Annotated in this window: 18 protein-coding genes and 3 pseudogenes; 9 read left to right on the top strand and 12 right to left on the bottom strand. The window is 33.4% G+C overall.

Annotated features, from left to right (window positions below; all coding sequences use genetic code 11):
• Window positions 1-244 precede the first annotated feature (244 nt).
• From OPR42_RS07655 to tnpC, 3 genes and pseudogenes are all read left to right on the top strand, one after another.
• Complete coding sequence (locus OPR42_RS07655) at window positions 245-1189, top strand: IS110 family RNA-guided transposase (protein ID WP_264336326.1); 945 nt, start codon at window positions 245-247, stop codon at window positions 1187-1189.
• Window positions 1190-1434: 245 nt separating this feature from the next.
• Window positions 1435-1815 (top strand): annotated as a pseudogene (locus OPR42_RS07650) (ankyrin repeat domain-containing protein); the annotation flags it as partial.
• A 292-nt stretch (window positions 1816-2107) separates the two neighbouring features.
• The gene (gene tnpC, locus OPR42_RS07645) at window positions 2108-3460 is read left to right on the top strand and encodes an IS66 family transposase (RefSeq protein WP_264330462.1); all 1353 of its coding nucleotides are present in this window, start codon (window positions 2108-2110) and stop codon (window positions 3458-3460) included.
• A 97-nt stretch (window positions 3461-3557) separates the two neighbouring features.
• Here tnpC and OPR42_RS07640 read toward each other — a convergent pair whose 3' ends face one another.
• The 3 genes from OPR42_RS07640 to OPR42_RS07630 all read right to left on the bottom strand — a co-directional run bounded on the left by OPR42_RS07640 (window position 3558) and on the right by OPR42_RS07630 (window position 5571).
• Window positions 3558-3740, bottom strand: coding sequence for a phospholipase D-like domain-containing protein (locus OPR42_RS07640; protein WP_353272771.1), 183 nt, complete (start codon window positions 3738-3740; stop codon window positions 3558-3560).
• Window positions 3741-4009: 269 nt separating this feature from the next.
• Window positions 4010-5032, bottom strand: coding sequence for an IS110 family RNA-guided transposase (locus OPR42_RS07635; protein WP_114517465.1), 1023 nt, complete (start codon window positions 5030-5032; stop codon window positions 4010-4012).
• A gap of 155 nt (window positions 5033-5187) precedes the next feature.
• Window positions 5188-5571 (bottom strand): phospholipase D-like domain-containing protein, encoded by a 384-nt coding sequence (locus OPR42_RS07630; RefSeq protein ID WP_406848679.1) that lies wholly within the window; start codon window positions 5569-5571, stop codon window positions 5188-5190.
• Here OPR42_RS07630 and OPR42_RS07625 point away from each other — a divergent pair.
• Window positions 5570-6487, top strand: a pseudogene (locus OPR42_RS07625) (patatin-like phospholipase family protein). The gene OPR42_RS07630 and the pseudogene OPR42_RS07625 overlap by 2 nt on opposite strands.
• Before the next feature lie 78 nt (window positions 6488-6565).
• Here the strand turns inward: OPR42_RS07625 and OPR42_RS07620 are convergent.
• The 5 genes from OPR42_RS07620 to wmk (OPR42_RS07600) all read right to left on the bottom strand — a co-directional run bounded on the left by OPR42_RS07620 (window position 6566) and on the right by wmk (OPR42_RS07600) (window position 11550).
• The gene (locus OPR42_RS07620; RefSeq protein WP_265041409.1) at window positions 6566-6898 is read right to left on the bottom strand and encodes a WD_0736 family protein; all 333 of its coding nucleotides are present in this window, start codon (window positions 6896-6898) and stop codon (window positions 6566-6568) included.
• A 296-nt stretch (window positions 6899-7194) separates the two neighbouring features.
• Window positions 7195-8136 (bottom strand): WO male-killing family protein Wmk, encoded by a 942-nt coding sequence (wmk, locus tag OPR42_RS07615; protein ID WP_265041410.1) that lies wholly within the window; start codon window positions 8134-8136, stop codon window positions 7195-7197.
• A gap of 117 nt (window positions 8137-8253) precedes the next feature.
• Window positions 8254-9495 carry a hypothetical protein gene (locus tag OPR42_RS07610; protein ID WP_265041411.1) on the bottom strand — a complete coding sequence of 414 codons (1242 nt, stop codon included), beginning with the start codon at window positions 9493-9495 and terminating at the stop codon, window positions 8254-8256.
• Between the two features lie 287 nt (window positions 9496-9782).
• Window positions 9783-10451, bottom strand: coding sequence for a JAB domain-containing protein (locus OPR42_RS07605; RefSeq protein ID WP_264704329.1), 669 nt, complete (start codon window positions 10449-10451; stop codon window positions 9783-9785).
• A gap of 190 nt (window positions 10452-10641) precedes the next feature.
• Window positions 10642-11550 (bottom strand): WO male-killing family protein Wmk, encoded by a 909-nt coding sequence (gene wmk, locus OPR42_RS07600; RefSeq protein ID WP_265041412.1) that lies wholly within the window; start codon window positions 11548-11550, stop codon window positions 10642-10644.
• 128 nt (window positions 11551-11678) lie between these two features.
• Between wmk (OPR42_RS07600) and OPR42_RS07595 the strand changes: the two genes are divergently transcribed.
• Window positions 11679-12644 carry an Rpn family recombination-promoting nuclease/putative transposase gene (locus tag OPR42_RS07595; protein WP_265042247.1) on the top strand — a complete coding sequence of 322 codons (966 nt, stop codon included), beginning with the start codon at window positions 11679-11681 and terminating at the stop codon, window positions 12642-12644.
• 182 nt (window positions 12645-12826) lie between these two features.
• Here OPR42_RS07595 and OPR42_RS07590 read toward each other — a convergent pair whose 3' ends face one another.
• The 4 genes from OPR42_RS07590 to OPR42_RS07575 all read right to left on the bottom strand — a co-directional run bounded on the left by OPR42_RS07590 (window position 12827) and on the right by OPR42_RS07575 (window position 22054).
• Window positions 12827-17332, bottom strand: a complete 4506-nt coding sequence (locus OPR42_RS07590) for a tetratricopeptide repeat protein (protein WP_265042246.1) — start codon at window positions 17330-17332, stop codon at window positions 12827-12829.
• A gap of 202 nt (window positions 17333-17534) precedes the next feature.
• The gene (locus OPR42_RS07585) at window positions 17535-17738 is read right to left on the bottom strand and encodes a hypothetical protein (RefSeq protein WP_265042245.1); all 204 of its coding nucleotides are present in this window, start codon (window positions 17736-17738) and stop codon (window positions 17535-17537) included.
• Between the two features lie 287 nt (window positions 17739-18025).
• Window positions 18026-20719: a hypothetical protein gene (locus OPR42_RS07580; RefSeq protein WP_265042244.1), complete on the bottom strand. Its 2694-nt coding sequence runs from the start codon at window positions 20717-20719 to the stop codon at window positions 18026-18028.
• 102 nt (window positions 20720-20821) lie between these two features.
• Complete coding sequence (locus tag OPR42_RS07575) at window positions 20822-22054, bottom strand: hypothetical protein (RefSeq protein ID WP_265042243.1); 1233 nt, start codon at window positions 22052-22054, stop codon at window positions 20822-20824.
• A gap of 610 nt (window positions 22055-22664) precedes the next feature.
• On the opposite strand from OPR42_RS07575, the gene OPR42_RS07570 reads away from it, so the two are divergent.
• From OPR42_RS07570 to OPR42_RS07555, 4 genes and pseudogenes are all read left to right on the top strand, one after another.
• Window positions 22665-23687, top strand: a complete 1023-nt coding sequence (locus tag OPR42_RS07570; RefSeq protein WP_264375440.1) for an IS110 family RNA-guided transposase — start codon at window positions 22665-22667, stop codon at window positions 23685-23687.
• Window positions 23688-23851: 164 nt separating this feature from the next.
• A pseudogene (locus tag OPR42_RS07565) lies at window positions 23852-24835 on the top strand (ABC transporter ATP-binding protein); the annotation flags it as partial.
• Window positions 24819-25868 (top strand): threonine aldolase family protein, encoded by a 1050-nt coding sequence (locus OPR42_RS07560; protein ID WP_264375841.1) that lies wholly within the window; start codon window positions 24819-24821, stop codon window positions 25866-25868. The pseudogene OPR42_RS07565 and the gene OPR42_RS07560, both read left to right, overlap by 17 nt.
• Window positions 25865-26908, top strand: a complete 1044-nt coding sequence (locus OPR42_RS07555) for a threonine aldolase family protein (protein ID WP_265041656.1) — start codon at window positions 25865-25867, stop codon at window positions 26906-26908. Before OPR42_RS07560 ends, OPR42_RS07555 begins: the two co-directional genes overlap by 4 nt.
• Window positions 26909-26958: the final 50 nt, after the last annotated feature.

Genomic DNA, 26958 nt, shown 5'->3' with positions numbered 1-26958 from the left:
ATTTCTCCTAATTTCCAGCTATTGTAAGTTAAAAATATGATATAAAGGAGATAAGAGGGAAGATAACCCTACTCACTATAGGAATAGAGTTATCACGGGCGTGTGCGACCGACCAACTGTTGGTATTATAACCGTTCGGATCAAGGTACACTAGCCCATCTCTCGATACGTTTGAATAGTTGCATGGGACATATGTATGCACCCGTTTACAATCTTAAATTAATTAAAACTAATCGAGGTTATTATGATTACATCTTATCAAAATTTTATTGGCATTGATATTGGAAAATTTAAAAATGTTGTTGCAGTTCACAAACAGAAGAACGCTGTCGAATTCGACAATGATACTGCTGGCTGGCAACAATTGTTTCAAGATTTTTCAAATATCTTACCTAATTCTTTAGTAACTCTGGAAAACACTGGAAAATATGAGCTTGGCTTAGCACATTTTCTTGTTGATAAAGATATTGCTGTACATCGAGCTAATACTCGCAAAGTAAAAAGCTTTGTTCTATCTCATGGAACTTTAGCAAAGTCTGATCAATCAGATGCAAGAGCCCTTGCTCAGTATGGGTTTGAACGCTATAGTACTCTATCTCTATTTGCACCTATGTCAAAAGAACAAACAACCTTAGTTGCACTTTGTCAACGTCGTGATGACATTACAAAAATGAGAGCTCAAGAGAAATCTAGGCTTGCAGCACCTGAAAACGACCATATAAAAGAAAGCTGTCAGAAAACTATTGAATTCTTTAATAGCCAGATAGATGAGCTCAACAATACCATACAAAAAATTATTGATGAGAATCCAGAGTTACAAAAGCGCCAAAAAATCCTTAAAACAGTTCCAGGAATAGGTGCAAAATTATCTCAAGATTTTCTGTGTCTAATGCCAGAACTTGGTTATGTAAGTAGGGGAGAAATTGCAAGTCTTGCTGGAGTTGCACCTCATCCGAAAGAAAGTGGTAAAACTATTGGTTATCGCAGAATAAGTGGTGGCAGAAGCAACGTTCGTGAAAAGCTTTTTACAGCTGCGATGTCTGCTTCAAGGTCTAAGTCTGCGCTTGGTGCCTTCTATTCAAGGCTTGTTGGTAAAGGTAAAAAGAAGATGGTGGCTATGACAGCTCTAATGCGTAAAATCATAGTAATTGCCAATGCGAGGCTTAAAGAAGCAGTCAATGTGAATTAAAAAAATCTGCATAGAAAATAGGTTAACGAATATGTGGATAAATACGTCTACACACATTTAAAGTATTTATACACATATTCGTTAACCATAAGATCTAAGCAGTAACTGTTGTTTGATACAAAATTTTTCTATGATTAAGTTAGGGTTTTTATTGTCAAAAATGCACTTTTTACTCGAATAAAAAACAAAATTACAAACAAAAGTTGTAATGAAACTAAATTCAAAAAATTTTAAAAAACATAGTTGATTGTAACTTAGAGACTGTAAAATTCTCAGTAAAAAATTTATTAGATATTGATACACACATGCCTAAGTTAACTGCGTTACATTACGCTGCAGAAGGGGGATGTTTAGAGATAGTCAGGTTTTTAATAGATGAGGGAGTTAACGTAAACATTATTAACAAGTATGGAAGCACAGCACTACATAATGCTGCATATTATGGTGATTTAAGGATTATCAAATTTTTGCTAGAAAAAGGCGCTAATCCTAACATTATAAACGATGATGGAAAAAAACCTAGAAATGTAGCTGTGTTAAGGTCAAGGCACAACAAAGACAAGCCCTACGATCAAATAATAAAGTTACTTGCAGAAGCAGAAGATAGATACGAATCAACAAAGTAATCACTAAAGTAGCTATCCATAATAAACTCACATTTTAAATCATTATGCAAAATCAAAAAATCCCAATTACAGTAATTATTACCATATTAATCCAAACCGTAGCAATCATATGGTGGTTATCCAAGCTAGACTCAAGGGTACAATTTCACGATAAACTTATTGAATATGGTTTAATGGAAAAAGTATGTATCCGTTCAGAGGTGTGGCAAGGATAAAAAACAATTGACATAATATATTAAAGTAGTAATAACACAAAATGTTGATAGTAAAGTAAGGCTAGATGCTTCAATTGTTGATCAGTATTGTAGAGTTATGTAAAAACTTAGAGCAGAAAGTAGCAAAGCTTGAAGAAAAAAATAAAATCTTAGAAATAGAGAATGCTGAACTAAGAGAGAGACTCGGCTTAAACTCAAGGAATTCATCTTTACCAAGTTCAAAAGAGCTGTACAAAATAAAAAAAGACACACCAGAAGATAAGTCAGAGGGCGGCAGGAAGATAGGTGGTCAAGTTGGACATAAGGGGAATTGCCGAGCTAAAATGGAAGCAGATGAGGTGGTGAAGGTAGAGTTACCAAATAGATGCGAGTGTGGTGAAGAAATCGCAATATCGGAAAAACCATATGTCTATCAAAAAGTTGATTTACCAGAAATTAAGCCTTACGTAGTTGAGTATCAATTAGAACATGGTCGCTGTCGTAAATGCGGAAAAAGAAGGAGTAGCAAATTACCAGAAGGAGTTACACCGGATACCTTTGGTCCTAGAGTTAAGTCAGTAGTTGCATCACTAAGTGGGTTTTATAAGAATTCAAAGCGAGAAATAGCGAATATTATGAAAGACATCTTTAACATGAGTATAAGTGTTGGTAGTGTGTCCAATAGTGAAGCAAGGGTTTCGTCAAAATGTAAAGAAGCCTATGAACAAATAGAGGAAGAAATAAAAGCAAGCGAAATTTTGCATATTGATGAAACCAGTCACTACAACAAAGGCAAATTGGGATGGTGCTGGATGTTTGCCAACAATAAAGCAAGTCTTATGAAGTTAGCAGATACAAGAGGAATGAAATTTTTAAAGAATAGTGCATTTTGTGATTACAAAAACCTGGTAATTACTGACAGATATGCAGTTTACAACCACTTCAGTGATGAAAAACGACAAATTTGTTGGGCTCACTTATTGAGAAATTTCGAGAGGTTATCTCATAGTTGGAATAGTGAAGTAATGAGACTTGGCCATTGTTTAAAAGACGCAGCTAATGGATTGTTTGTATTAAAAAACGCTTTGTCAGAAAATGAAATTAGTATTTCAAAGTTCACTAAGCAAGCTAAAGAATTACGAAGATACATACAGTACTGCATGATAAAAATATCTTATATACTTGAAGCAAAAGGAGCTTCACGAACGGTAAAGGGTATTATAAAATCCGAGTCAATGATGTGGACATTTTTGGATGACCCAGAGAATATTCCATTAACGAATAACCATGTTGAGCGACAGATACGGCATTATGTTGTCTATCGTAAGAATTCATATTTTGCACAGTCAGAGCGAGGGAATAGATTTCTTGAGCGGATAATTTCGTTGTATCTGACTTGGAAACAAAAGGAATTAAACCCTTTTCAAAACCTGCTAGCTGTTGTTTCTTAAACCACACCTCTGAACGGATACAAAAGTATTAGTACTTGAGGAAAGGGTAAAAAATCTTTCTGAGGAATTGGATGAGCTTAAAGCTGATTTAAAGTAATTATTCTTCTACTTTTGGTGTATAAGGATCAGATTGAGATTGACGATCCTTCCAGTTTTCGATGTATTGCTCAACTAATGTAGGGTCTCCTGTTATAATCAGTAGATTCTCAGCGTTTTTTTTCTGCGCGGCGTCAGAGAAATTGAAAGATCCAGTTATGATTTTTTGCTCATCAATAATCATAATTTTACTGTGTGAAATTGCAGACGCCGTCTTGTCAGTCAACAAAAAAATTATAAAAATTGTCTCATTGCCTAGGCTGTATTGTAAAACTAAAAAATACTTCCAACTCACATCCTGTATAGCGGATACAGATTATAGTTATGTTGATAAGTAAATTTCTGCTGTCTTGTATATATAAAACTAATTTACTTATCAACATACTAATTACATTCAATGAATTTGTGTAAGATGCCATTTTACGTAAGATAGAATGGAAGCATTTTTTGATTTTAAAGTACTAAACCTTCAGTTAACCTCCTGGCCCTGTAGTTTTTGATATGGTCAGGATCAAAAGCCTTTTTTGATCTTAAAATACCAAAAACAATATGAAGTAACTTACGCATTGCAGACCCAACTATGGCCATATTATGCTTACCCTTTTCCTTTAATCTCTGGCAAAAGCTCATAATAATAGGATTGTGATTCTTAGCTACTATGGCAGGAAAGAAAAGTGCCTTACGTAATGGTTGTGAACCGGATTTACTTAATCTGGGTTTGGCATATACAGATGAACCTGATGTTATATTTCTCGGTATAACTCCTGCATATGCTGCCAATTGTCTGGCATTTCTAAAAACTTCTATGTCAGGAACCTCAGCTAAAATAGCTACTGCTGATTCCTCTCCTATTCCTGGAATAGTCAGTAGAAGTTGAAAATTTTCCAACAACTCTTTGTGTTGCTTTAATAGTTCACGTACGGAGTTTTTTATTGTTTCTATTTTTTGAGCTATATTCATTGCAAGGTCTTCCCAAGCATTTGCAACTTCTTTGGGCAGTCTCTCTTTTTTTTCTAAGTGGTTATTTACTAATATCAATTCATCTTTTAACGCAACCGAGCAACGATAAAGATGTTTTAATTTTTTCAGTTCAGGAGAAGGTGGTGTCCAACGAGTAGGTTCCTGTCTTTGGCAACAATCAGCAATAATTTCTGCATCAGTCTGATCATTTTTTTGCCGTGTAAGCTTACTTCTTGCGTAGGATTTTATGCAATAAGGATTTACAACACTAACAAAATGTCCAGTATTGTGTAGAAATTCAGCCAAAGCTTCACTATAACAACCGGTAGCTTCCATGCAGGCTTTTACTTGTTCTACATTATGTTTTTGTAGAAAGCTCAGTAAACCTTGAAACCCATGATCATCGTTCTTAAAGCTCCTTTTCCTAGTTTCACGTTTTCCTTTTTTACTTATAAATGAGAGAAAAACATCAAAGCGATCTTTTGATACATCTATGCCAAGAAAGTTGTTGATCATATATAACCCCATACGTTACCATTAAAAATGAAAAGTAAGGCTAACCTTGTTAATACAGAATTAGAACCATTTAGGTCTTTCTAAGACGCCGTCCAGCCTATACTTTTGAGAGGGAGCTCTTATCTGCAAAACAGATTTTATATCTAAGGTTTATATCAGAGTTCCTCCCTTCTCCAACTAATGCTTAAGCTTAAAACATTAGATGCTTTTTTCAAGATACAAGGTTTATAGTCTATGTATATTGGGATTTTTTGATGAAACAGTTCATTAATAACACTATACTTTGAGCTAACTTGCGATTCGTCGAGAATAACCATGACATCAACTCCACGCTTTTTAGCTTGAACCAAGGATTCAGCAATAGGCTTTGAGGTAAATTGGTATGCCTGAACCAACACGGATTTTTTAGCATGATCCACGGAATCAATTATTAGGTTGGTGCAATTTTCTCTAGGAGTGAAACATACAGTAGTACTAGGACAAGAAACACAACCTGATAAAAGAGAACAAGTTAATAAAATTATTAAATATCTAAACATGATTAAATATATCCTTTCAGTTGACGGAGGAGGCATAAGGGGCATAATACCAGCCATAATATTAGCAGAAATAGAAAAAAGAACAAGAAGAACTATAGCTGAAATCTTTGACTTAATGGCAGGAACCTCAACCGGTGGAATTGTTGTAGCAGGGTTATGCAAGAAAGATAATCAAGGAAATCCCCAATATTCAGCCAATGATTTAGTTGAGCTTTACCAAGAGTACGGAGCATATATTTTTAAGTCTTCATTTTTTAGGAGATCAATATTTTCTTGGTTTAACTGTGCACAATACCCACATAAAAATATTTAATTTGTACTGGATAAATATTTTGGAGAGGATATTCTAAAAAATACATTAAGTAAGGTACTGATAACAAGTTATGATATTCACAATAATCGTCCATTTTTCTTTAAAAGCTGGAAAAAAGGTAATATTAAGCTAAAAGATGCACTCAGAGCTGCAACGGCTGCACCTACTTATTTCATACCAAAACATCTAAAAATTGAGCAGATAGACAGAGTATTAGTGGATGGAGGGGTTTTTGCCAATAATCCTGCGGCTTGCGCATATGCAAGTGGTAAGAGGTTATTTCCAAATGATGATATTCTACTGTTATCGATAGGTACTGGAAGAACAGATAGAAGCATAGCTAATTCAAGGAGATTTGGAAAGATAGGTTGGATAAAACCTCTGTTGAACGTAATGTTTGCCTCAAGTTTAGATGCAGTAAATTACCAACTTGATCAAGTTATATCTGATAAATATATACGCATACAATCGCAACTGAAAATAGCATCACCTGACATGGATAATATTACATCAAAAAATATCAAATCTCTTCAGGAGGAGGCAAATGCAATGATAGAAGGCAATCAAAAAGTAATCGATAAATTTTGTGACATTGTATCTTAATTTACATCAAGTAAAATCTAAAGCTTTAGTTGAACCAGAAAAGTAAAATAAGCAAATTTGCCTTGTTGAGAAATCTTATTATCTTTGTGTACTACTTTCTTTTTCACTACTAAAAAATCCACATAAATGGTTAAAAACCTTTTCAATAAAAAGCTCGCTTTCCTTTCCTGTAAAAGCTTCTTTTATTTCATGCAAACTACTTGTTACCTTATTGCTATTTTTTATGACTGAGTAGCTTTCAATAGCTTGGCAAGCAGACAAAATAGTTATTACCCCTATTATAGTTGAAACAATTATGGCAATTAAAGGTGCTATTGTTGTAAGTACTGCTGCAATTAATGAGATGCCAACACAAAACGCAATAGCTGAAATGCAAAATGCTACTGTATGTTTCTTTTCATGACTAACCATACACACCTTCTTAATAAATCTGTTAAAAGGATAACTTATTTTTTTAGTACCGTCAATATTTTTAGAAAAATTGGCATACTCAAGATAATCATTTGTGATACCAATGAATTACATTAAGCAAATTTCTAGTACCTAATTTAGTTAATTCACTTCAATCTATTTGAACATTATATATTAAATACAGAAGCACAAGAATTTCATTCAGTAATTTAGATATATTAAATATACAACTATTTTTATTGATATTTTAATGTATTATTTATGAGTCAGTAAGCTACTGCAGTTTTTAAACCAGGCTAAGTTTTAAAAGCATAATTTTCAAGCTCCTCAATAGATAAGCCCGTTATTTCAGAAATAGCATCAATAGAAACGTCCAACATACGTAAATTATTCGCAACTTTTATTGCCTCTGCTTTGTAAATCTTTTCTTTGTAAACTTGCTTTCTTTGCGATAAAAATTCTACCCATATGTCCAGTTCATCTCGTGATTCTTGATTGTTAATTTTTTTTAACTCTCTTGCCAAGCTTAATAGCTCTTTTTCTCCTTCATCATCCTCATAACAATCTTTTTCCCTTATCAAATCTTCAGCATTCACCGATAATTTTTCTGCTATTTCCCATAGCCTTTCACTTAAAATTGTCACACTCCCCTGTTCATAATGATGTATCTGCGAGGGTCCCACATTAAGCTTTTTTGCTAACTCTTCTTGTGTATATCCTCTGATTATTCTCCACTTCTTGATCTCTTGTCCTCCGTTTTGGCTTGTATAATGTATACTCTCTTTATCAGAATATTCTTCAGTTGATAAACCTACTGCTCGGTAAATTATATCATTAGTAAACCCTGCCTTTAAAATATTTTTTGCTATTTTTATTCTTGCAACTTTTACATTACTTTCCTCTTCAGCTCCAATAGATTTAGTTAATGCATAAATTGCCTTGCGTCCTCTTGTTTTTGCTATAAAATTATACATCCATTCGATCTTACTTTCGTCAAAACAACCACTTTCTCTTAGCGCTTTTCGCCTAGGAAATAGATTTCTAACATGGATTGATAATTCCTCTGCTATCACTTTTAACTTTTCAATTGGAATGCCACATGCTCCTTGCTCATATCTTAACAAGGTATGATATTTTATGCCGGTTTTATCTACTAAATCTTTTAGGGTATACTTTTGTTTTAACCTCCAGCTTCTTATTTTTTGTGCTATTTTATATCTTATAGAGATATTTGCCATATCGTAACAATTTTACCGAAATAAACATCTGTTATTTTGCTACAACCTAAGTTTAGCTTATAAAGATTTTGTAATTTTATGATTTTGGTTAAAGAAGGGAAGAAAACCTCCCTTCGTTTAAAGTTTCCGAGAGGTCTCTTTACTACCTCCATATATCCTATTAACCCATGATAATGTTTCATTATTACTAATCGCCCTTATTTCTTCTTTTGCCTTTTCTTTACTCCACTTACCACTCCTAGGGAAACTTCCTTTTTCTACCGCTTCTGTGACCGTCATTCCTCCAAAAAAACACCCTTTTCCTATATTTTCCCCTCTCTTTTGTAGTTCAGACCACATTTCTTTATCTGCTACTCTGACCTCTACTTGACTGTCATTTTTCGCATTATGGTATACTACAATTTTTAGGCTACCAATACTTGTAGGAAATGTTATCTCAAAAGCACTATTGTCAGACACATCAACGTAATTCCTCTCACCTTCTTTTTCACTTCTAACCTCAACCTTACTATTTCCTATTTCTATAACATCACCTCCTAATTTTACCTCTCCTGTGGTTAATCCTAAATTTTTTGTACCTTCCAATATTCTTGCAATATTTACCTTACTACTCTCAGAAAATTTCATAAAAAACGTCTGATTATCCATTTCCACGTCTTCTATGATTCCTTCATTTTCAATAGCACTTTCACCGATTTCTCTCAGTTCTTTAAGCCACTCATCTATCTGTGGACGAATCTCTTGATAGAGTTTGTTATGCATTTCACTTATTCCCTTATCCTGCAATAGATCGTAACTGAATATTGCTCCATTTAGCATCAATTCACATATTATATCTTCCTTCTCATTTTCTTTGCATTTGATCAAAGGCATTTTCGATATTACTGTATCAGCAAAACTCTTCTGCCCTTCGCTATACGCATTTATCCTGATTCCAGCACTTAGTGCTTGGTCTATAGTCTTGTTCAGTTCTTCTACGCTTTTTGCCTTTACCACTCTACTTTTAAACCACCTCAATTCTGCATTTTCACTTGCACTTGGCTCTATCTTGCTTAAAGATGGAATAAACGGATTTTGACGATTTGAAGATTTTTTGTTATAAACCTCACGTCCTTCTCCAAGATTGATTGATTTTTCAGAAACATCGCTAGGGGAAGGCACACCTTCAGGCTTCTCAAACCTGCTTTTATCATCAAATATTTTCGGATCAGTCTCGTCTAAAAGTATAAGCTGCTGATTTTTTTTGCTAGTACGCCTAATAGCACTATATAGTCCTTTTGGTAACTTTTTAGAATCAATGATTAACTCATAAGTATTTCCATCCATATCATCAAATGATACTGCTTTTTTAGTAGTCATATAACCTCTCATATTAAGCATATTATTCAAGTCTATAGAGCAATTTATTGCTTTATAATTAACTTAATACGCAAATTATAAAAAGATCTTGTATATTCTGCAACTATTTATAATAAAAGAATAGCTTTATCAGGACTTTTATTCTTTAACTACAACTTAATATACAAACTATACAAAGATCTTTTATATTTTGTAATTCTCCAATACAGATTCTTGACTAAGTCTTTTTGCTACTTGATTTTATATTTCATTGTGTAGCCAAACTTCTCAAGCAATTGAAATTTGGTTTATAACAGCTCTCTTTCCTTAAAACTGCAATATCCTTTGTCTGTCATAATAATGTGATCCTCTAACTCAATTCCCACTCCTTGACATGCTGATACTAATTCTCTAGTCATTACTTTATCATCTTCTGATGGTTCTAAACTCCCCCCTGGATGATTGTGAGATAATATTATCGATGCTGCTTCCATTGATAACGCCTTTTTTACCACTTTCCTTTCAGATAAGTGTACTTCATCTATTGTACCAAAATACACTTCATCTCTTATCAAACGGTTCTGCTTATCCAAATATATTATCAGGACAGCTTCTTTTGCTGAAAAGCCTATGTTTACCCTTACATACTCTATCAGCTTTTCTTGGCTATCCATTACAGGGCCTCTCTTTAACCCTTCTCTGAGTGCTCTTTTATAAGCTTCTTTAACACATTCAATTGCTGCGGCTGCATGTTCGGTCATTCCTTCTATCATTTTCAGATCATCGATTTCTCGTCCCAAAATTTCTCCTATTCCTGGGCAGTTATCCATTAGAGTTTTAGTAACATCTTGTGCTTGCTTTCTGTCGTGAACTGCTCCTAGAAGCACTGACACTATCTCACGATCAAATAGAGCACTTCCTCCTCCACTCTGTAATACTCTCTCTATTTCTTCTGTAAGTTTTTCACTATTATTCATAAAATATACTCCTCGTTAATAACAAATTGTTTTTAATTATTTACTGCTGTTTTTTTATCAGCATTGGCATAGAGCCATAGCTTCCGAGTGAAGTCAAATCAATTTTTAAATCTTTTTTACTTATTTTTTCATGAATAGGAAAAGATATTAATATATATATTTATTTTCAAGTTATGTAAAAAGGTTGTTGTTAATCAATTATTCTAGAAATAACATCAGTAGAAAAACCTAACTGAAGTAAATTATTTGTAACTTTCATTTCCTCTACTTTATCAATCTTCTCTTTGTAAATTTGCTTTCTTTGCAAGAAAAATTCTACCCATGTATCCAGCTCATCTCGTGATTCCTGATTGTCAATTTTTCTATATTCTCTTGCCAAACTTAATAATTCATTTTCTCCTTCACCATCTTTGCAATCATTTTCTTTATATTCCTTTATCAAATCTTCAACATCCACTGATAATTCTTTTGCTATTTCCCATAATCTTTCACTTAAAATGGTAACACTACCTTGTTCATAGTGATGTATCTGTGAGGGCCCTATATTAAGCTTTTTCGCTAATTCTTCTTGTGTATATCCTTTTATTATTCTCCACTTTTTTATCTCTTGTCCTCCGTTTTGCTCGTATCTCTCTTTATCAGCATATTCTTCCGTTGATAAGCCTGTTGCTCGATAGATAATGTCATTATCAAACCCTGCCTTAACTAGATTCCTTGCAATTCTTATTCTTGCTGCTTTTATATTACTTTCTTCCTCAGCTCGGATAGATTTGGTTAATGCATAAATTGCTTTGTGTCCTCCTGTTTTTTCTATAAAATTATACATTTCCTCGGTCTTAGCTTTCTCGAAACAACTACTTTCTTTTAGTACTTTTCGCCCAGGAAATAGATTTCTAATAGGAATTGATAACGCTTCTGCTATCACTTTTAGCCTTTCAATTGGAATGCCACATGTTCCTTGCTCATATCTTAGCAGCGTATGATAGTTTATGCCTGTTTTGCCTACTAAATCCTTCAGGGTATATTTTCTCTTTAATCTCCAGCTTCTTGCTCTTTGTGCTATTTGGTACCTTATGGAAACAGTAGTATACTTTGCCATACAGAAATAGATATTATATAGGTTAATACTACCAAATAAAGATATACAAAAACTTTTATGTTTGAATTTTAGTTGAATATTTCTTCAGAATTGTGTATAATTATTAATGCTTTCTAGGTTAATTTATCATGGCTCTTTCTAAGTTTCTCGATCCCAAGAATGATATATCGTTTAAGCGTATCTTTGGTACTGAAAAAAATAAAGATATCCTTATTCACTTTCTTAATGATATTCTTGGCTTCACTGGCAAAAGTACAATAAAGGATATAGAGTTTTTAAGTACTATTCAAGACCCTGATATTGCTTCTAAAAAACAAAGCATTGTTGATGTTCTCTGTAGAGATGAAAATGGGCTGCAAGTGATAGTCGAAATGCAGGTCGCTAAAACCAAAGGCTTTGAAAAACGTGCCCAATATTACGCAGCTAAAGCTTATTCAAGACAAGCTAGTAAGGGTGATCAATACCATGACCTTAAGGAAATTATCTTTATTGCTATAGCAGATTGTATTTTATTTCCTGATAAGTCTGAGTACAAATCAAAGCATACTATTCGCGATGAAAATACTAATGAACATGATTTAAAAGATTTTTACTTCATATTTATTGAGTTGCCTAAATTTCCAAAAACTAAAGAAGATCAGCTTTCAAGTATAGTTGAAAAATGGGTCTACTTCTTTAGATATGCAGACGAAACTAGTGAAGAAGAGCTAGAGAGAATAATAGGAAGTGATTTAATAATTAAAAGAGCATATGAAGAACTAAATAGGTTCAACTGGTCAGAAAAAGAATTTATTGCCTATGAACAAGAGATCAAGCGTATTCGTGATGAACAGGCTGTCCTTGCTCAAAAACTCGATGATGCCACTCAAAAAGGTAGACAAGAAGGTAGACAAGAAGGCATCCAAATCGGCCATGAAAAAGGTAAAGCGGAAGGTATTAAAATTGGTGCAGAAAAAGGGAGAGAAGAGGGCGAAAAACAAGCTAAAATAGCTGTGGCAAAAAACCTACTTAAAGCTGGTGTCTCTACTGATATTATATCACAAACTACAGGTTTTTCTCATTCTGAAATTTTACAACTCAGGGAAAAAACATAATTATTCACTTTAACACTTATGAAAACCTTTTCTAAGTTAGACATATCCCATCATTAAGAATCTAGTGAACTGTCTAAAATGGCTATAAAAATTACACATAGAACTACATAGATTAGTACCATAAAAACCCTACTTTTTCAGCCTTCCATGCATACTGTGATTTTAGTATGGAAAGCACACTATTATTTTTTCTTTCCTTCTACCATATGCTTTTCTGATTCTATACCACTCATGCTAGTACTAGGTCTAGTGGGGAGAAATATATTTTCTGTAACATCAGGACTACTTTGTATATTCTTTATTTCTTTGATATCTTTATCAATTAACGCATTAAGGTTTTTATCACTATTACCACTCACTTCTTTAAGAATGGAAATAGCCTTGTCATATTTACCAGCTTTGTAACATATCTCTGCTATAAGACGTGCAAATGAAATCTGTTGATAATCTTTTTTTCTTAAATTGTTTAAGTCAAACACCTTCTCGAGAACCTGTATAGCATCTTCATATTTACCTTGTACGAAAAGCGCTTCCCCTTTATTATAATAGGCTTTGAGGGTAACATCATTAGTAATATAACCCGCACCTTTAAGACCAATAAAATCCTCACAATGTGAGATAACCCTGTTGTATTCACCTTTTTTACAATATTCTTCTATATCGGAAAAATTATTGTCTAGAATCCCGTCACCTCTTCTAGTAAGAAAAAAATACTCCTTTCTGGATAAAAGTATACTTCTACTATTTAAATATTGATCGTCAAAAGCTGAGATGAACTTATGTGATATGTTTCCTCTATGCTTCATATCCTCATTAGTTAATTGGCCAAAACGTGAGACTGATTCACTTCTCTCTCTTGATCCTAGAAACAATCCCTGAGCAAAACTAGAGTTAAAGTATGACATAGGGCTCATAGGGCTATGCTCAACTTGTTGAAAAGACGTAAAAGAAAGAGGAGACGAAGAACTATGAGCTTGACTTGCTGTCGAAGTTGTAAAAGAGAGAGAAAGTTTTGATTCTCTCAGAGCACCAGTCCTCACTGGAGTAGAACTTAGTAATTGACCATTGCATTCTTGCTTATCCTCCCAATCTTTCCAAATATATATACATCCACTGTTTTCTAAAATCTCCTTAGCTTTCTTTTCAGCATCCCCTTGACTCATTTGTCGAACAAGAGAATCACTTCTTAAATGCTCATTAGCAACCATACATGCTGCTGTTTCATTCTTATACCGTTTAGCGAAACTCTCAAGACCATTAAAACACTCCTGAAATTGAATAGGATCTTCTGAGATAAATTGAAAATTCTTCCTATCGCAAAGCAAGGCCCCACGTAAATATAACGCTCCTTGATGTTTCAGCTTACAAGCTTTATTAAGAAGTTCCACAGCATCTCTTTTTCCATTATCTTCCCCAATATTAGACTCTAGGAGGTAGATTGCATGTCCATACATCACCCAAGCAGGAAAAGAGTTAAACGTTTTTATAAATTTGCATTTAGATATTTGGGAGAATGCATCTATTATCGCAACATCTTCTCCTCGCAGGTCATCTTTTTTTAACATTTTCAATTTAAGGAATTCATACATTGAAAATCTAATAAGAAACTCAGCATAATCCCTTCTGTCTGTATCCTTGCTTATTATCTGACCAGGCTGAAGTAACGCACTTTCCGGAACTAATTCTCTACGAAACCTAAAGACAGTATCTTTAGTACAACTAACAATCTTATAAAGCAAATCATCTACAGTTAATCCTGTTATCTCCCGAACTTGATTACCATACCCTCCTATATCATATTTTTGTACCTTCAAAAGCAAGCTGGTATTCAAAGGACGAAGATCATTATCGAGAGTCATCCTATTTAACGATTTAATAATTTCAGAAACTACAAGATCTGATTTTTTATCTTTCCCGAATTCAGCGGCTTCACCCTTCCATAAATCCTTAAATTTTACTACTGCTAATGCATAGCGCGCATGCGGCATTTCGTGCTTCTCTGACAAATCATTTAGCTTTGAAATAGCTTCCTTTTTATTTCCGTTCGTCAAGAGTGTAATCGCACGATCATATATCTCAAAAGCAGTTTCTTCGCTCTCTTCATCCCTAGTAGGCGAGGAAAATTCACCGCTAGAAGGCGAACTAAACTCATCATAACCTACAACTTCTTTATTGCAAGGAGCACATAAAAGCTTGAGGTTATCGTAACTAAATTCATACTCTAGTAAGAGATCTTTATATTCTTCTTCAAACATAGTCAAAAATTCTAAATACGTCGGAGGAGTAAATTTAATAACCCTTGTTCTCCCCCTTTTTCGTCTACTTGCTATATCTTCCACTTCAGACCAGTTGCGCTTACGTTTAACACTACTACTACCAATCATTACCTTCCTCTCATGAAAAACACCAACTCTGTGTGCTATTACAGATAACACCCCCCTAGGGTACTGAATATTTTTGTCCTGTCTACAATCATTTTTCACAATTTCTTCATTTTTTCTCTCCGCAGCTTTTAAATCAGGTAAAAATAATGAATCAACGCCGTCCTTTACTTCCATAGGCTCATGTACTTCTTCTTCACTATCTACACCACTCTTTTGCCGCATTTCTTTCACTTTCTTTGCAAAATCTTTTCTTAATTGCCCTATATCAAACTTACCTTTTAATTCTATATTAATCTCAGTAAATGATTTACCTTTTATCATCCCGGTAATTTTATAAGCATTCGCTAAAGCAAATATTCCACAGTCGTATTCATCTTCATGTTGTTTAATCTGAGAGGTGCCAATGCAATCAATATCTATTTTTAGAGCTTTCTTCAACACACTTGGTATTTTCTTTTTGCAAAATGAGTCGCAATAGTAAGCGACATTCTTACCTAGTACATTACGTGCAACAACCAATGTTACCCAATGCTTTCTACCTGTATTAATAATTGAGGTAAATATTAAATCCTTTTGTTGAATTTTTTTATAATGTTTTAATTTATCTTCTAGTGAAAATCTATCAGTACAAGTGAAAAACACTTTTTCATTCATACCTTCTAAATACTTGCCATTTATAGGCTCCATCCACTTGTAGTAATATTTTGCAACATCCACAATATCCTGACTGCTTAACTTGTTTGTTTCAGTTGCACTACTCGAATCTGTATACTCAAATGTTTCTTGACTTTCTACTGACCCTAAATCTCTCTTTAATGAATGAGTATCAACACCAAAAAATTGCAGAACATCAATCACATCCTCATGAACTTCTTCACCCCTTAGCAATTCTTCCATGGGCTCTTTACAGATAGCAGCACAAACTGCCTTTAACTTATCTAAATTCTTATTCACAACTTCTACTAACACTTCTCTAAAGAACCAGTTACTTTTTATATGATTACCTAAGTGCAATAATTTGATTAATTCTAACATTATGCTGTCTATAGACTCTTCTTTACTTATCTTTTTCTTTAATGTATCAAGAATTTTTCCTTTTTTACTATCATCTTGCTGCTTAATTTTCAATATAAACAACCCACCTTCCATCACTTTGTCCTGATAGTTAAAAAACAACGTCGATATTAAAGCACCAACTATAGTTGACTTGAGTCTTACTTCTCCTTTTTCCTTTCCTAATTTCTTTAACTCTTGCACTAATCTTTCTTTTCTTCTTGTGGTTTCTCTTTTCACCTCTTCTCCTAGATATTCTAGTTGATATATTAGATCTTCCTTGCCTATTTCATTTATGTCTATCTCTATTCCTTGATCCAATAAACGTCGTAAATCATCTTTGCAACCTTCCACCCATGAATCTATTACATCTGCTACTGTTTCTTTTATCATGTTGTAGGCTGCAATAAATTCTGGCTCCTCTTGGAATTTTTGCCATTTCATTAAGCGAATAGAGTGATAAATATCACCACTTAACATTACTGATACTGTATCTTTGTAACCTAGTTTAATTGCTTGCTTTAAAAGCTCTTTTACAACTGAATCTTGATAATTGAAAATGCTTTTCATAGCTACTACAGCACTAGGTTCAAGATACTGTTCTCCATTATAAAAAATATGTGAATATCCATATACTTTTTTTGCAATACACAGCACTATTTCTTGAGAACATCGATTGTCAATTACATATTGTAATAAGTCTATTAGTTTTGAATAGCCAGTAAAAGCTCCTTGCCATTTGTACTGACGTTTTATCTTATTAAAGTCTTTTGAACTTTCTTGTTTACAAATCATTTCCAATAACTGCACATTACCCTTTTGACAGACAAACTCTACAAAATTCTTACGATCTGAAGGATCTATCAGCTCATTAGCCACTTCAAATAACGCAAATATCCTTTGTGTATCAAATCTTATGTATTTATTATTCTGCTCTTCATTTTCGTTTTCTGGATCATATTTTGTATTTTTAGCTAAACACAGTTCGTATGCTAGTCTTATTAGTAGTTCAGACTTATTTTTTGAAGCCAATTCTGGATGTTCTTCCATCCATTTTTTCGCATTAATATCAAAACCTATTTTTTCTTTTAATAACTCATACCAATGTTTTCCTTCTATAGAATTTGGTTCGCATCTATCAGAATCTTCACTCCCCATTTCTTCAGTAGATTGCTGAGAAGATACTTTTGACTCTAAGGAAGACTTTTTCAAAGATTCCCTTCTTACCTTGCTAGAAGAAGTATTTAGCATAGTTACCTCACATAAAAAACACCAGAATTAATGATATACCACAAAACTAATGGTTTAAAGTTTTTGTTATTGATACATGTTAGCTTGATTATAGTAATGCCAAATTTTTATTTGCACAATTCTATATTTTACTTGACTTTCTTCTTGAAATCTTTTGGTAATGTTAATTGCTTTGCTGAAAATATTTTCTTAGAACCATTATTCACCATAAATTTGGACTATTTAAACATCTTTTTGCGTAATCTTTACCTTCTCCTAAAAGTGTGATCTCCTGTTTTATTTGCGAATATACCAATTGCATTTTCACATAAATATGACCCATAACTTGGTGCAGGTTCACCATTTCCCTGTGGTAAACAAAACAACTTGCATCACTATACTGCTCAGGCTTAATACCTATAAACACACGTAAACCCTCAACAAACTTCTCCTCTCCGATTAGGTGAATAATCTGATCAATTTTATGTTATTTCATTAAAAGAATTATAAGACTTTCTTGCAAATTAGTAAAGATTTTCATTTTAGGCTCTTTATAGAAATTTTTAAATATATTACAAATGAATTGCCTACCTCCATATCATTCCCGTTATTTGTCATAATACTGTCATAAAAAGCGTTAGTACTAATCAAATCATATTTATCATGAAGAGAAGTATAATGAACTGCTTGAGTTAACTGAATATCCTCGTTTACTCATTGATTCCCACGACCTCTGGAAATATCACTAACTCCTGGAAATTCTAACTTATTTCTAGGCCTCGCACCATCATTACTACCTATTGTAGATTCTAAAGTCCGTTGATCTTCTCCTTGTTGTGCTACTGTATCAGGATGTATCATATGAATAGAACTATGAACTACTGTAGCAGAAACAAATGTATCACTTGTTAATATTAAAGAATTTTTATCTTTAGCTTTCACATTAACAACTACTCCCATAAAAAGCATTTTGTCACTGTCTGTAATTGCTTTCAGTGCCGCTCCTTTAGCATATCTAACATTTTGTTCTTTTGTTAATTTATCAACCTCTTTCTTCATCCCTTCTTCATCTAAGTTTTTATCTATAAGCTTAAATTCCAGCGCTATAGGAGTGTATTCTTTAGTACCCTGAGATGAAGGACCAATACCTTGAATTACCATATCTACACGACCACCTGCTCCTACTTGAAATTCAGGTATAACTACAGTCTTCGCAGAATCTTGTTGTTTTGTAGAAGTCTCTTTTAGCTTCAAATCACTGTAGCTACTAAGTAAACCATTAAGAACAGCTTGTAATCTTGCTTCATTAGTAATCAAATCTTTAATAGGGTAAATCTTATCTGCTACTTCAGTAAGCAACGCTTTATATGCTTGCAATGAAACCTCACCGTCAGAAGCATGTTGAGAAGTAATTGCTTGATCAAGTTTTCCCTTTAATTCATCAGAATTAGGTATCTTGAAAAAACTACCTGCAAATTGTTGATCTGCACTACTTGGTTTATATTTGCTTATCTGTTCTATTTCAAAAAGTTCTTCAAAAGATAACCCTGTTTCATATTTTTTAAGACTCATTTTAGTTTCTATGACATTGCCTACTCTTCCTATTCCAGGTATGTCCAGCACTGGAATTTTTTTATCAGCATAGAATTCTTTTGTATTGGACTCTCGTATATGCAAAATGAACGCTGTTTTCTCTTGCCCTTCATTACCTTGAACAAATATTAATGTTGTAACAGGGCTTTTGGATAAAGTGTACTCTGTTCCCCCAGACCAATCCAGAGGGTACTCACCATATGAGTATATATATTTTTTAATGTTACTTTGATCTTGACCAACCTTGTTGATTAAAATTGATTGACCTAATATGTCTCGACTGAAATAGTAATGATCTTTTGTTTCTTTATTTGCTGGAAAAGTATAGTATTCGCTTGATAATAAATCTTTTACCTCTCGCTTAAAAAATTCCTCATAAGCTGATTGATTATCCCACTTGCCAACTAGTTCGATAAATTCTTCCATCAAAGGAGCTGGTGGTTGTTTAATAGGTTTTACTTCAGTTTTAAACGGTTCCGCATTATCTAAATTTAACCCAACAGCAATAGTATTATCTGCATTGGTTAAAACCCTCATCTTATTTGGTCTAAAACCTTCAATGTAACCTTTAGCTTGCTCCAGTGCATCATTTGGATCAACTTGTCCTTCAGTTCCAGCCTTAAGTTCAATAAGAATTGGAACTGAATCAACAGCACGATTAGGCCCACGAACAAGCAAAACAACATCAGCATAACCTCCACCAGCAAATTGCTCCAGATAGAGTTTGGTATTATCACGATATCGAAAGTTATCAAATACTCCTGCTACAAAGCCATGTTGATCAGCTTCGCGAGCTTTAATACCATAAACATTAGCTTGCAAGTCTAAATTGGTATGAATTTTTTTTATATAATTTAGAATGTCTTCGAGATTTTCCTTAGCTTGACGTGTATCTGAACTGACAAGCTTTTCTATATAACCCTCTAGGTAAATAGATTTACCCAGCTTTTTTGTCACTTCCTGAAACTTTACTGTAGGCTCGATGGGTTGATCTACAATCTTCTTTTTACTTTCTACCTTAATGTTTATTTTTTCATCTTCTCCATCACTCTTTAAGGTATATCCCTTTGCTGACGTAAGTCTTGATAATTCTTTTCTAACATCATCACTAAGATCTTTACCTGACTTACCTAGAAACTGCTTGATTTCATCAAAAAATTTATTTTTAAACGCATCATTACCCTTTAACTCACCAGAATCAATTTGCATTGTTTGAATATTTCCATATATATCCTTAGCTTTATACTCCAATACGTTATTCTTCAGATATAAATGTAACTTCTTCGACTTAACATCCTTGTCTGACTTTGGTCTGCTTTTTACTAACTCATACTTATCTTTCAAAATTTTTATCACATCAATTTGAAGCTTACGTTCGTCTAATGGAGTGTAATCTCTACCCATCACATTCTTCCACTCACCTGTGGTGAATTCAAAATTCTTAGTATTTGTTTGTTTAGAATGTTGAGCTTCTATATCTTCAGTGAAAATAAAAACATGTGTTTTGGATTCTGTTTCTGCTACAATCTTTAAAGTTCTTGCCCCCTCAAAATGAAAGTGTAACTTCTTTATACCTAACTTATCATTAAGTTTAGTATCTAATACACTGGAAAAAGAACCTAAAAATCTATGAGGAAAAAAGCCAGGCTTTTCACTAGAATGTAAATAAGATTGTATTTGATCAACCAATGACTGATATCTTGCTTCAAAAGATTGATCTACTGCATTAGAAGCTGAAGAATCTACTTTCCCAAAAAGTAACTCAATTAACTCGAAATCTTGTGGTTTTTCTTGGTGTTGATTGTTATCAACCATAACCGCCTCCTGATTTTAACCTTTTACAATTTTTACTCTCACTAAAATTCTTTGTATGCTTTCGTTTAAGTCTAAGTAACTGAATTTTCAAAAAGAGAAACTCTACACTTTGCTTCTAACATCAGTTACCTTCTGCTGTATAGTTTCTACATCTAATGATGAACTTGGCAACTGATCACCTCCTCCACCAACTAGTTGCTTATTTCTAATTCTAGTGAATATCTCATGTATTGATTTATCTTCTTCCATAATAGATTGCATTTGCTCTTGATTAAGAGATTTAATAATTTCCGGCAATACCTTAATATCCACATTCTTTTTGATCAAACAAGCAATTCTATTTCTAGATGCATATCCTATACCCAACTTATCTAAAAAGTGTTGTTTATGAGTTTCAAAGCCAGAACGATTCCACATGGAGGTAAGCATGTCACTACCAGACTTAATAAAACTATCATCTGGTACAGAAATAAGTGAATCCAATGCTCCAAACATCGATGTACTATAACCTTCAGGAGATAAATCTTCTGACTTTAAATTTTCAAATAGCCTTTTAGCACTTTCAAAGGAGTAACTTCCTGTGAGCGTACTTAACGTATAATGATACTTATTTTGTTTAAAATCTCTTTTTAATAATTCATAATATCTGTCAGGATCAAGATAACGTAGGCAAAAATCAACCATACCAACATCATCAGTAGAAAAATTTCCTTTATTATATGCTACTTCCATTAATAAATCTTCTTTTCTTTTTGGAGATACAGAATCAATAGATTGCAATTTATTCCAAAAGAATTCCAAAGCTTCAACATGCTTTTCTAGCATCGCACATTTAAAAGCGTAAACGTACGGATGCTCATTATTTAATTCTAACTGATGTTCTTGGTTATTTATAGCATGTGACCAGTAAATCATTAAAGCCCCTTTATTACATCCCTTAACTAAACTCTCTACTGGCTTATTACCTAATGTTAATTTAAATTCTTCAAAAATAGCTCTTATCTCGTCTTCAAAACAACACCAGCAGGCAATTCTGTAACGGTCAAAGGAATCAAGAAGAGATTTTTGTCCATCTTCAGTTTTTAAGCCTAACAATTTTTTCCCTAGTGCATACCTATCGAGTTTAACATAACCTAAGGTATCATCGACTTTCCAACAAATTTTGCTTTCTAGAATTTTCTTTAAAAAAGGTGGTAGTATTATGCTATTCCATCTACTAAATAGTCCCTGATATGCAATACAATATCTCTTAATCTCTAACCCTTTAAACCCTTTATGAGGATCATCTTCTTTGATAGACGTTAGTAATATCTTTTGTACATCTTCGTAATCCATACTTACCCCCTAACAAGATTTAATATATTTTAGACATGTTGCTCTACCTTTAAAACTTTGTCAATTACCATTATGTATAGAAAAATTTTCTAACCCAAAGTAGTTTTAGGCAAAAGACCCTTAATAGACTCAATAAATGACATTTTATTTATTTTGAATTTTCTTTCGTCATGAGCTTGTCTTCATTATTCTTCCGCAAGTAAATCAATATTAATTTAGCAAAACATATTATTAAGATCTCAAGCAAAATAACTATTTTTAGCACTCAAAATCAGCTAATGAGAGAAGTGTTTGTCTTGGTATGCGTTGGTCTTGTATCTTGTAAAAAGCATCTAATGTTTTAAGCTTAAGCATTAGATGGAGAAGAGAAGAACTCTGTCAGTGGTCTTGTATCTTGTAAAAAGCATCTAATGTTTTAAGCTTAAGCATTAGATGGAGAAGAGAAGAACTCTGTCAGTGGTCTTAGATATAAAATCTGTAAGGTAGATAAGAGTTCTCTTCTCAAGAGTACAGGCTGGACGGTATCGTAGAAAAACCTAAATGGTTCTAATTCTGTATTCACAAGACTAGCCTTACTTTTCATTTTTAATGGTAACGCATGGGGTTATATATGATCAACAACTTTTTAGGTATAGATGTATCGAAAGATCGCTTTGATGTTTTTCTCTCGTTCATAAGCAAAAAAGGAAGATGTGAAACTAGAAAAAGGAGTTTTAAAAACGAGGATTCTGGGTTTCAAGGTTTACTTAGCTTTCTACAAAAACATAATGTAGAAGAAGTAAAAGCCTGCATGGAGGCTACTGGTTGTTATAGCGAAGCTTTGGCTGAGTTTCTGCACAACGCTGGACATTCTGTTAGTGTTGTAAATCCTTATTGCATAAAATCTTATGCAAGGAGTAAGCTGATACGACAAAAGAATGATCAGACCGATGCAGAAGTTATTGCTGATTATTGCCAAAGACAGGAACCTTCTAGTTGGACACCACCTTCTCCTGAAATGAAAAAATTAAAACATCTTTATCGTTGCTCAGTTGCGTTAAAAGATGAGTTAACATTAGTAAATAACCACTTAGAAAAAAAAGAGAGACTGCTTAAAGAAGTTGCAAGTGCTTGGGAAGACCTTGCAATGAATATAGCTCAAAAAATAGAAACAATAAAAAACTCCGTACGTGAACTATTAAATCAACATAAAGAATTGTTGGAAAATTTTCAACTTCTATTGACTATTCCAGGAATAGGAGAAGAATCAGCAATAGCTATTTTAGCTGAAGTTCCTGACATAGAGGTTTTTAGAGATGCCAGGCAATTGGCAGCATATACAGGAGTTATACCACGAAATATGACGTCAGGTTCCTCTGTATATGCCAAACCCAGATTAAGTAAATCCGGTTCACAAACATTACGTAAAGCACTTTTCTTTCCTGCTATAGTAGCTAAGAATCACAATCCTATCATTATTAGTTTTTGCCAGAGATTAAAGGAAAAGGGTAAGCATAATATGGCTATCGTTGGTGCTGCAATGCGTAAGCTACTCCATATCATTTTCGGTGTTCTAAAATCCAAAAGTGCTTTTAATCCTGACCATATCAAGAATTACAGGGCAAAGCGGTTGGAGGAGAATTTAGTACTTTAAAATCAAAAAATGCGTACTTTCTATCTTATGTAAAATAGCATTTTACACAAATTTATTTAATGTAGTTGGTTAGTGTATATGTTGATAGAAAGTATTTTTTGATTTCGTAATACAGCTTAAGATTCAATTTCTATAATTTTCTTGTTGACTGACAAGACGGTATCTTGTATTTTTTAATTCATGATTATCAATTGAACAAAATCGCAATAGGAGATATTGTTCTTGTACTTGGAATTAATATATCGATTATAGAGTTTCTTAACCATCTAACTAGGAATCTTACCCAATTTTCTACTCATTTCGGCAAAGTTTCAGATGCATTGCCAATCTTGACTACCGTACCAGAAATTCAAGATAAGGAAAATGCTAAAGAATTAAATTTATTAAGTGGAAGAATAACGTTTAACAATGTTTCTTTTTCTTATGAAGGTCAGGAGCCATTATTTCAAGATTTCTCAGTTACCATTAATCCTTGCGAAAAGGTAGGTCTAGTTGGTTATTCTGGAGGTGGTAAATCTACTTTTATAAACTTAATTCTAAGGCTATTTGATGTTAAAAAAGGTAATATACAGATTGATAATCAAATAGTATCAGAAGTTACACAGAGTTCTTTGAGGCAACAAATATCTGTAATACCTCAAGACCCATTGTTATTTCATGATACTATTTTAGCAAACATCATATATGGTAAACTTCAATCTACTATCGAAGAAATAATGAGAGCTGCAAAGCTGGCTGGTATTCACGATTTCATTATGACTCTACCAGATCAATATGGAACTACAGTTGGAGAAAAAGGCATCAAGCTATCTGGAGGAGAAAGACAAAGAATAATAATAGCAAGGGCATTTTTAAAAAACGCTCCAATATTATTTCTCGATGAACCAACTAGTCAGTTAGATTCTATAACAGAAAAAACAATTCAAATGAGTTTATTCAAATTGATGAAAAATAAAACTACAATTACTATAGCACACCGTATTTCTACACTTTTACACATGGACCGAATTATAGTATTTAACAAAGGAAAAATTGTCCAAGATGGTAAACACGCTGAACTAGTTTCTAAACACGGTCTTTATAAAGAACTTTGGAATGCTCAAATTGGTTGTTTGAATGGCAAAAAAGAAGATGGAAAAAATTATTGATCTGAGAAGCGACACTACAACTCTGCAGAGCTCCAACGTTATACATGCAATAAGTGATGCAACTGTTGGAGATTTTGCTTATGGTGAAGACAAAAGCTGTAATGACTTATCAGAATATTGCAAACAATTATTCAAAGTAGAAGAAGCATTATTTGTAACCAGCGGTATGCTTGCAAATAGATTAGCCATTGCCAGTCAAACAAGTCCTGGTGATGAACTAATAACTCATTATAATTATCACGTTAATTTTTTCGATAGCGCAGGCAATGCAAAAGTAAATAATATCGTATTTAATTGTATTAGAAATAATAGCGGAATCTTAGATGTTGATGAAGTAGAATATGCTATTAATTCTAAGCCGAGGTATAAAATTTTTGCTCAGGTGAGTCTTGTTTCTATAGAAAATAGTATAAATGGGTTTAATGGTAAAATTTATCCTTTTGAAAAACAAGTCGAGTTATATCACTTTTTAAAAGCTCACAATGTAAATCTTCATTTAGACGGTGCAAGAATATTTAATGCTCATATCGAAACAAATATTGCTTTAGCAGATTATGCTAAATATGTGGATACAATGAGCTTTTCTTTTACTAAAGGACTTGGCGCTCCTTTTGGTTCAATGCTTATGGGTAAAAGAGAGATAATTGAAAGGGCTAAAAAGCTACAGGTTTGGCTAGGTAGTGGTTATCATCAGATAGGGTATTGTGCTAATGCAGCAAAATACGTACTACAGAATAATATCTCTAGGCTTAAAGAAGATAATAAGCTCGCTAAATTGTTTGCAGATAAGATTAAAGAAATTCCACACATAAAACTGGTACTACCTTATCCAGAAACTAATATAGTAAGCTTTAGTATAAAAGCACTAAATGTAACTAATGAGGTTTTCTTGAGTAAGTGCCAAGCTTATGGTTTATTGCTTTTTCCTTGGCTCGAGTCTCATATAAGAGCAGTTACCCATCTTGGCACAAAGGAAACAGACATCATGAAAGCTGCTGAAATTATAAAGGAAGTTGTGTTAAATTTAATATGAGAATAAAAATAGATTTCTTTAGCGATTCAAACACTGACCCTTCAGCTAAAATGAGGGAAGCGATGGCTAAAGCAAAAGTTGGAAACGAAGCTGCATGTGAAGATCCAACTGTGAACGAATTAGTGGCAACCGCATGTAAAATATTAGGTAAACCTTCAGGAATCTTTTTGATTTCAGGAACGATGTCCAATGTAATTGCTTATAAAGTACACATTCAAAGACCTGGTGATTACTTGCTGCTTGATGAAACTTCACATCCGCTCATAGTACAATCTGGCTTGATCGCAGCCCAGGCACATGCCACTCCTTTGCCCATCAAAGGTACGAGAGGAATATTTACTGGAAAACAAATTGTTGAGTTTATTACTCGTCCTAGTTTAAGAAATATTCCGAGAGTTGGGCTTGTTTCTATCGAACAAACGACAAATTTTGGTGGTGGAGCTGTGTGGCCTTTAGAATATATTCAAGAGATCTCAAGTCTCTGCAAAGAGAATGACGTATTCACTCATTTAGATGGAGCAAGACTGTTCAACGCTTGTGCTCATACTAAAATATCTCCAAAAGAGTATGCAAGTTATTTTGATTCGGTATTCATTGATTTTAGTAAAGGATTAGGTGCTCCAATGGGCGCAATATTGCTTGGAAGTGAAGAGTTTATTGAAAAAGCTTGGTACTATAAGTTTCAAATTGGCGGAGGTATGCACCAAGCTGGCATTATTTCAGCTGCATGTTTATATGCTTTACATAATAATATAAATTGTTTAGAGGAAGATCATAAAAAGATGCAGCACCTTATAGAAGGCCTAGACTCCATAGATCAAGTTATAATTGATATCGACCTATACAAAACTAATATAGCGTATTTTTCATTACGTACTAATTGTATATCTACTCAAGAATTAATAAACGTACTAGTTACAAATTATGGAATTAGAATGGCTAACATAAGAGGTAAAATCAGAGCTATAACACATAGAGATATAAGCTATGAAGATATTAATACTACTGTATCTGCTATAAGAAAGATACTAAGTAAGTAATTTTCTGCACTAATTGTTTGCAAACTTCTTGTCAAACAATATTATACCAA

Source organism: Wolbachia endosymbiont (group B) of Melanostoma mellinum (assembly GCF_947251465.1).
Taxonomy (GTDB): Bacteria; Pseudomonadota; Alphaproteobacteria; order Rickettsiales; family Anaplasmataceae; genus Wolbachia.
The sequence above is the reverse complement of the archived record's forward strand: the minus strand, read 5'-3'. Positions and strand labels throughout refer to the sequence as shown.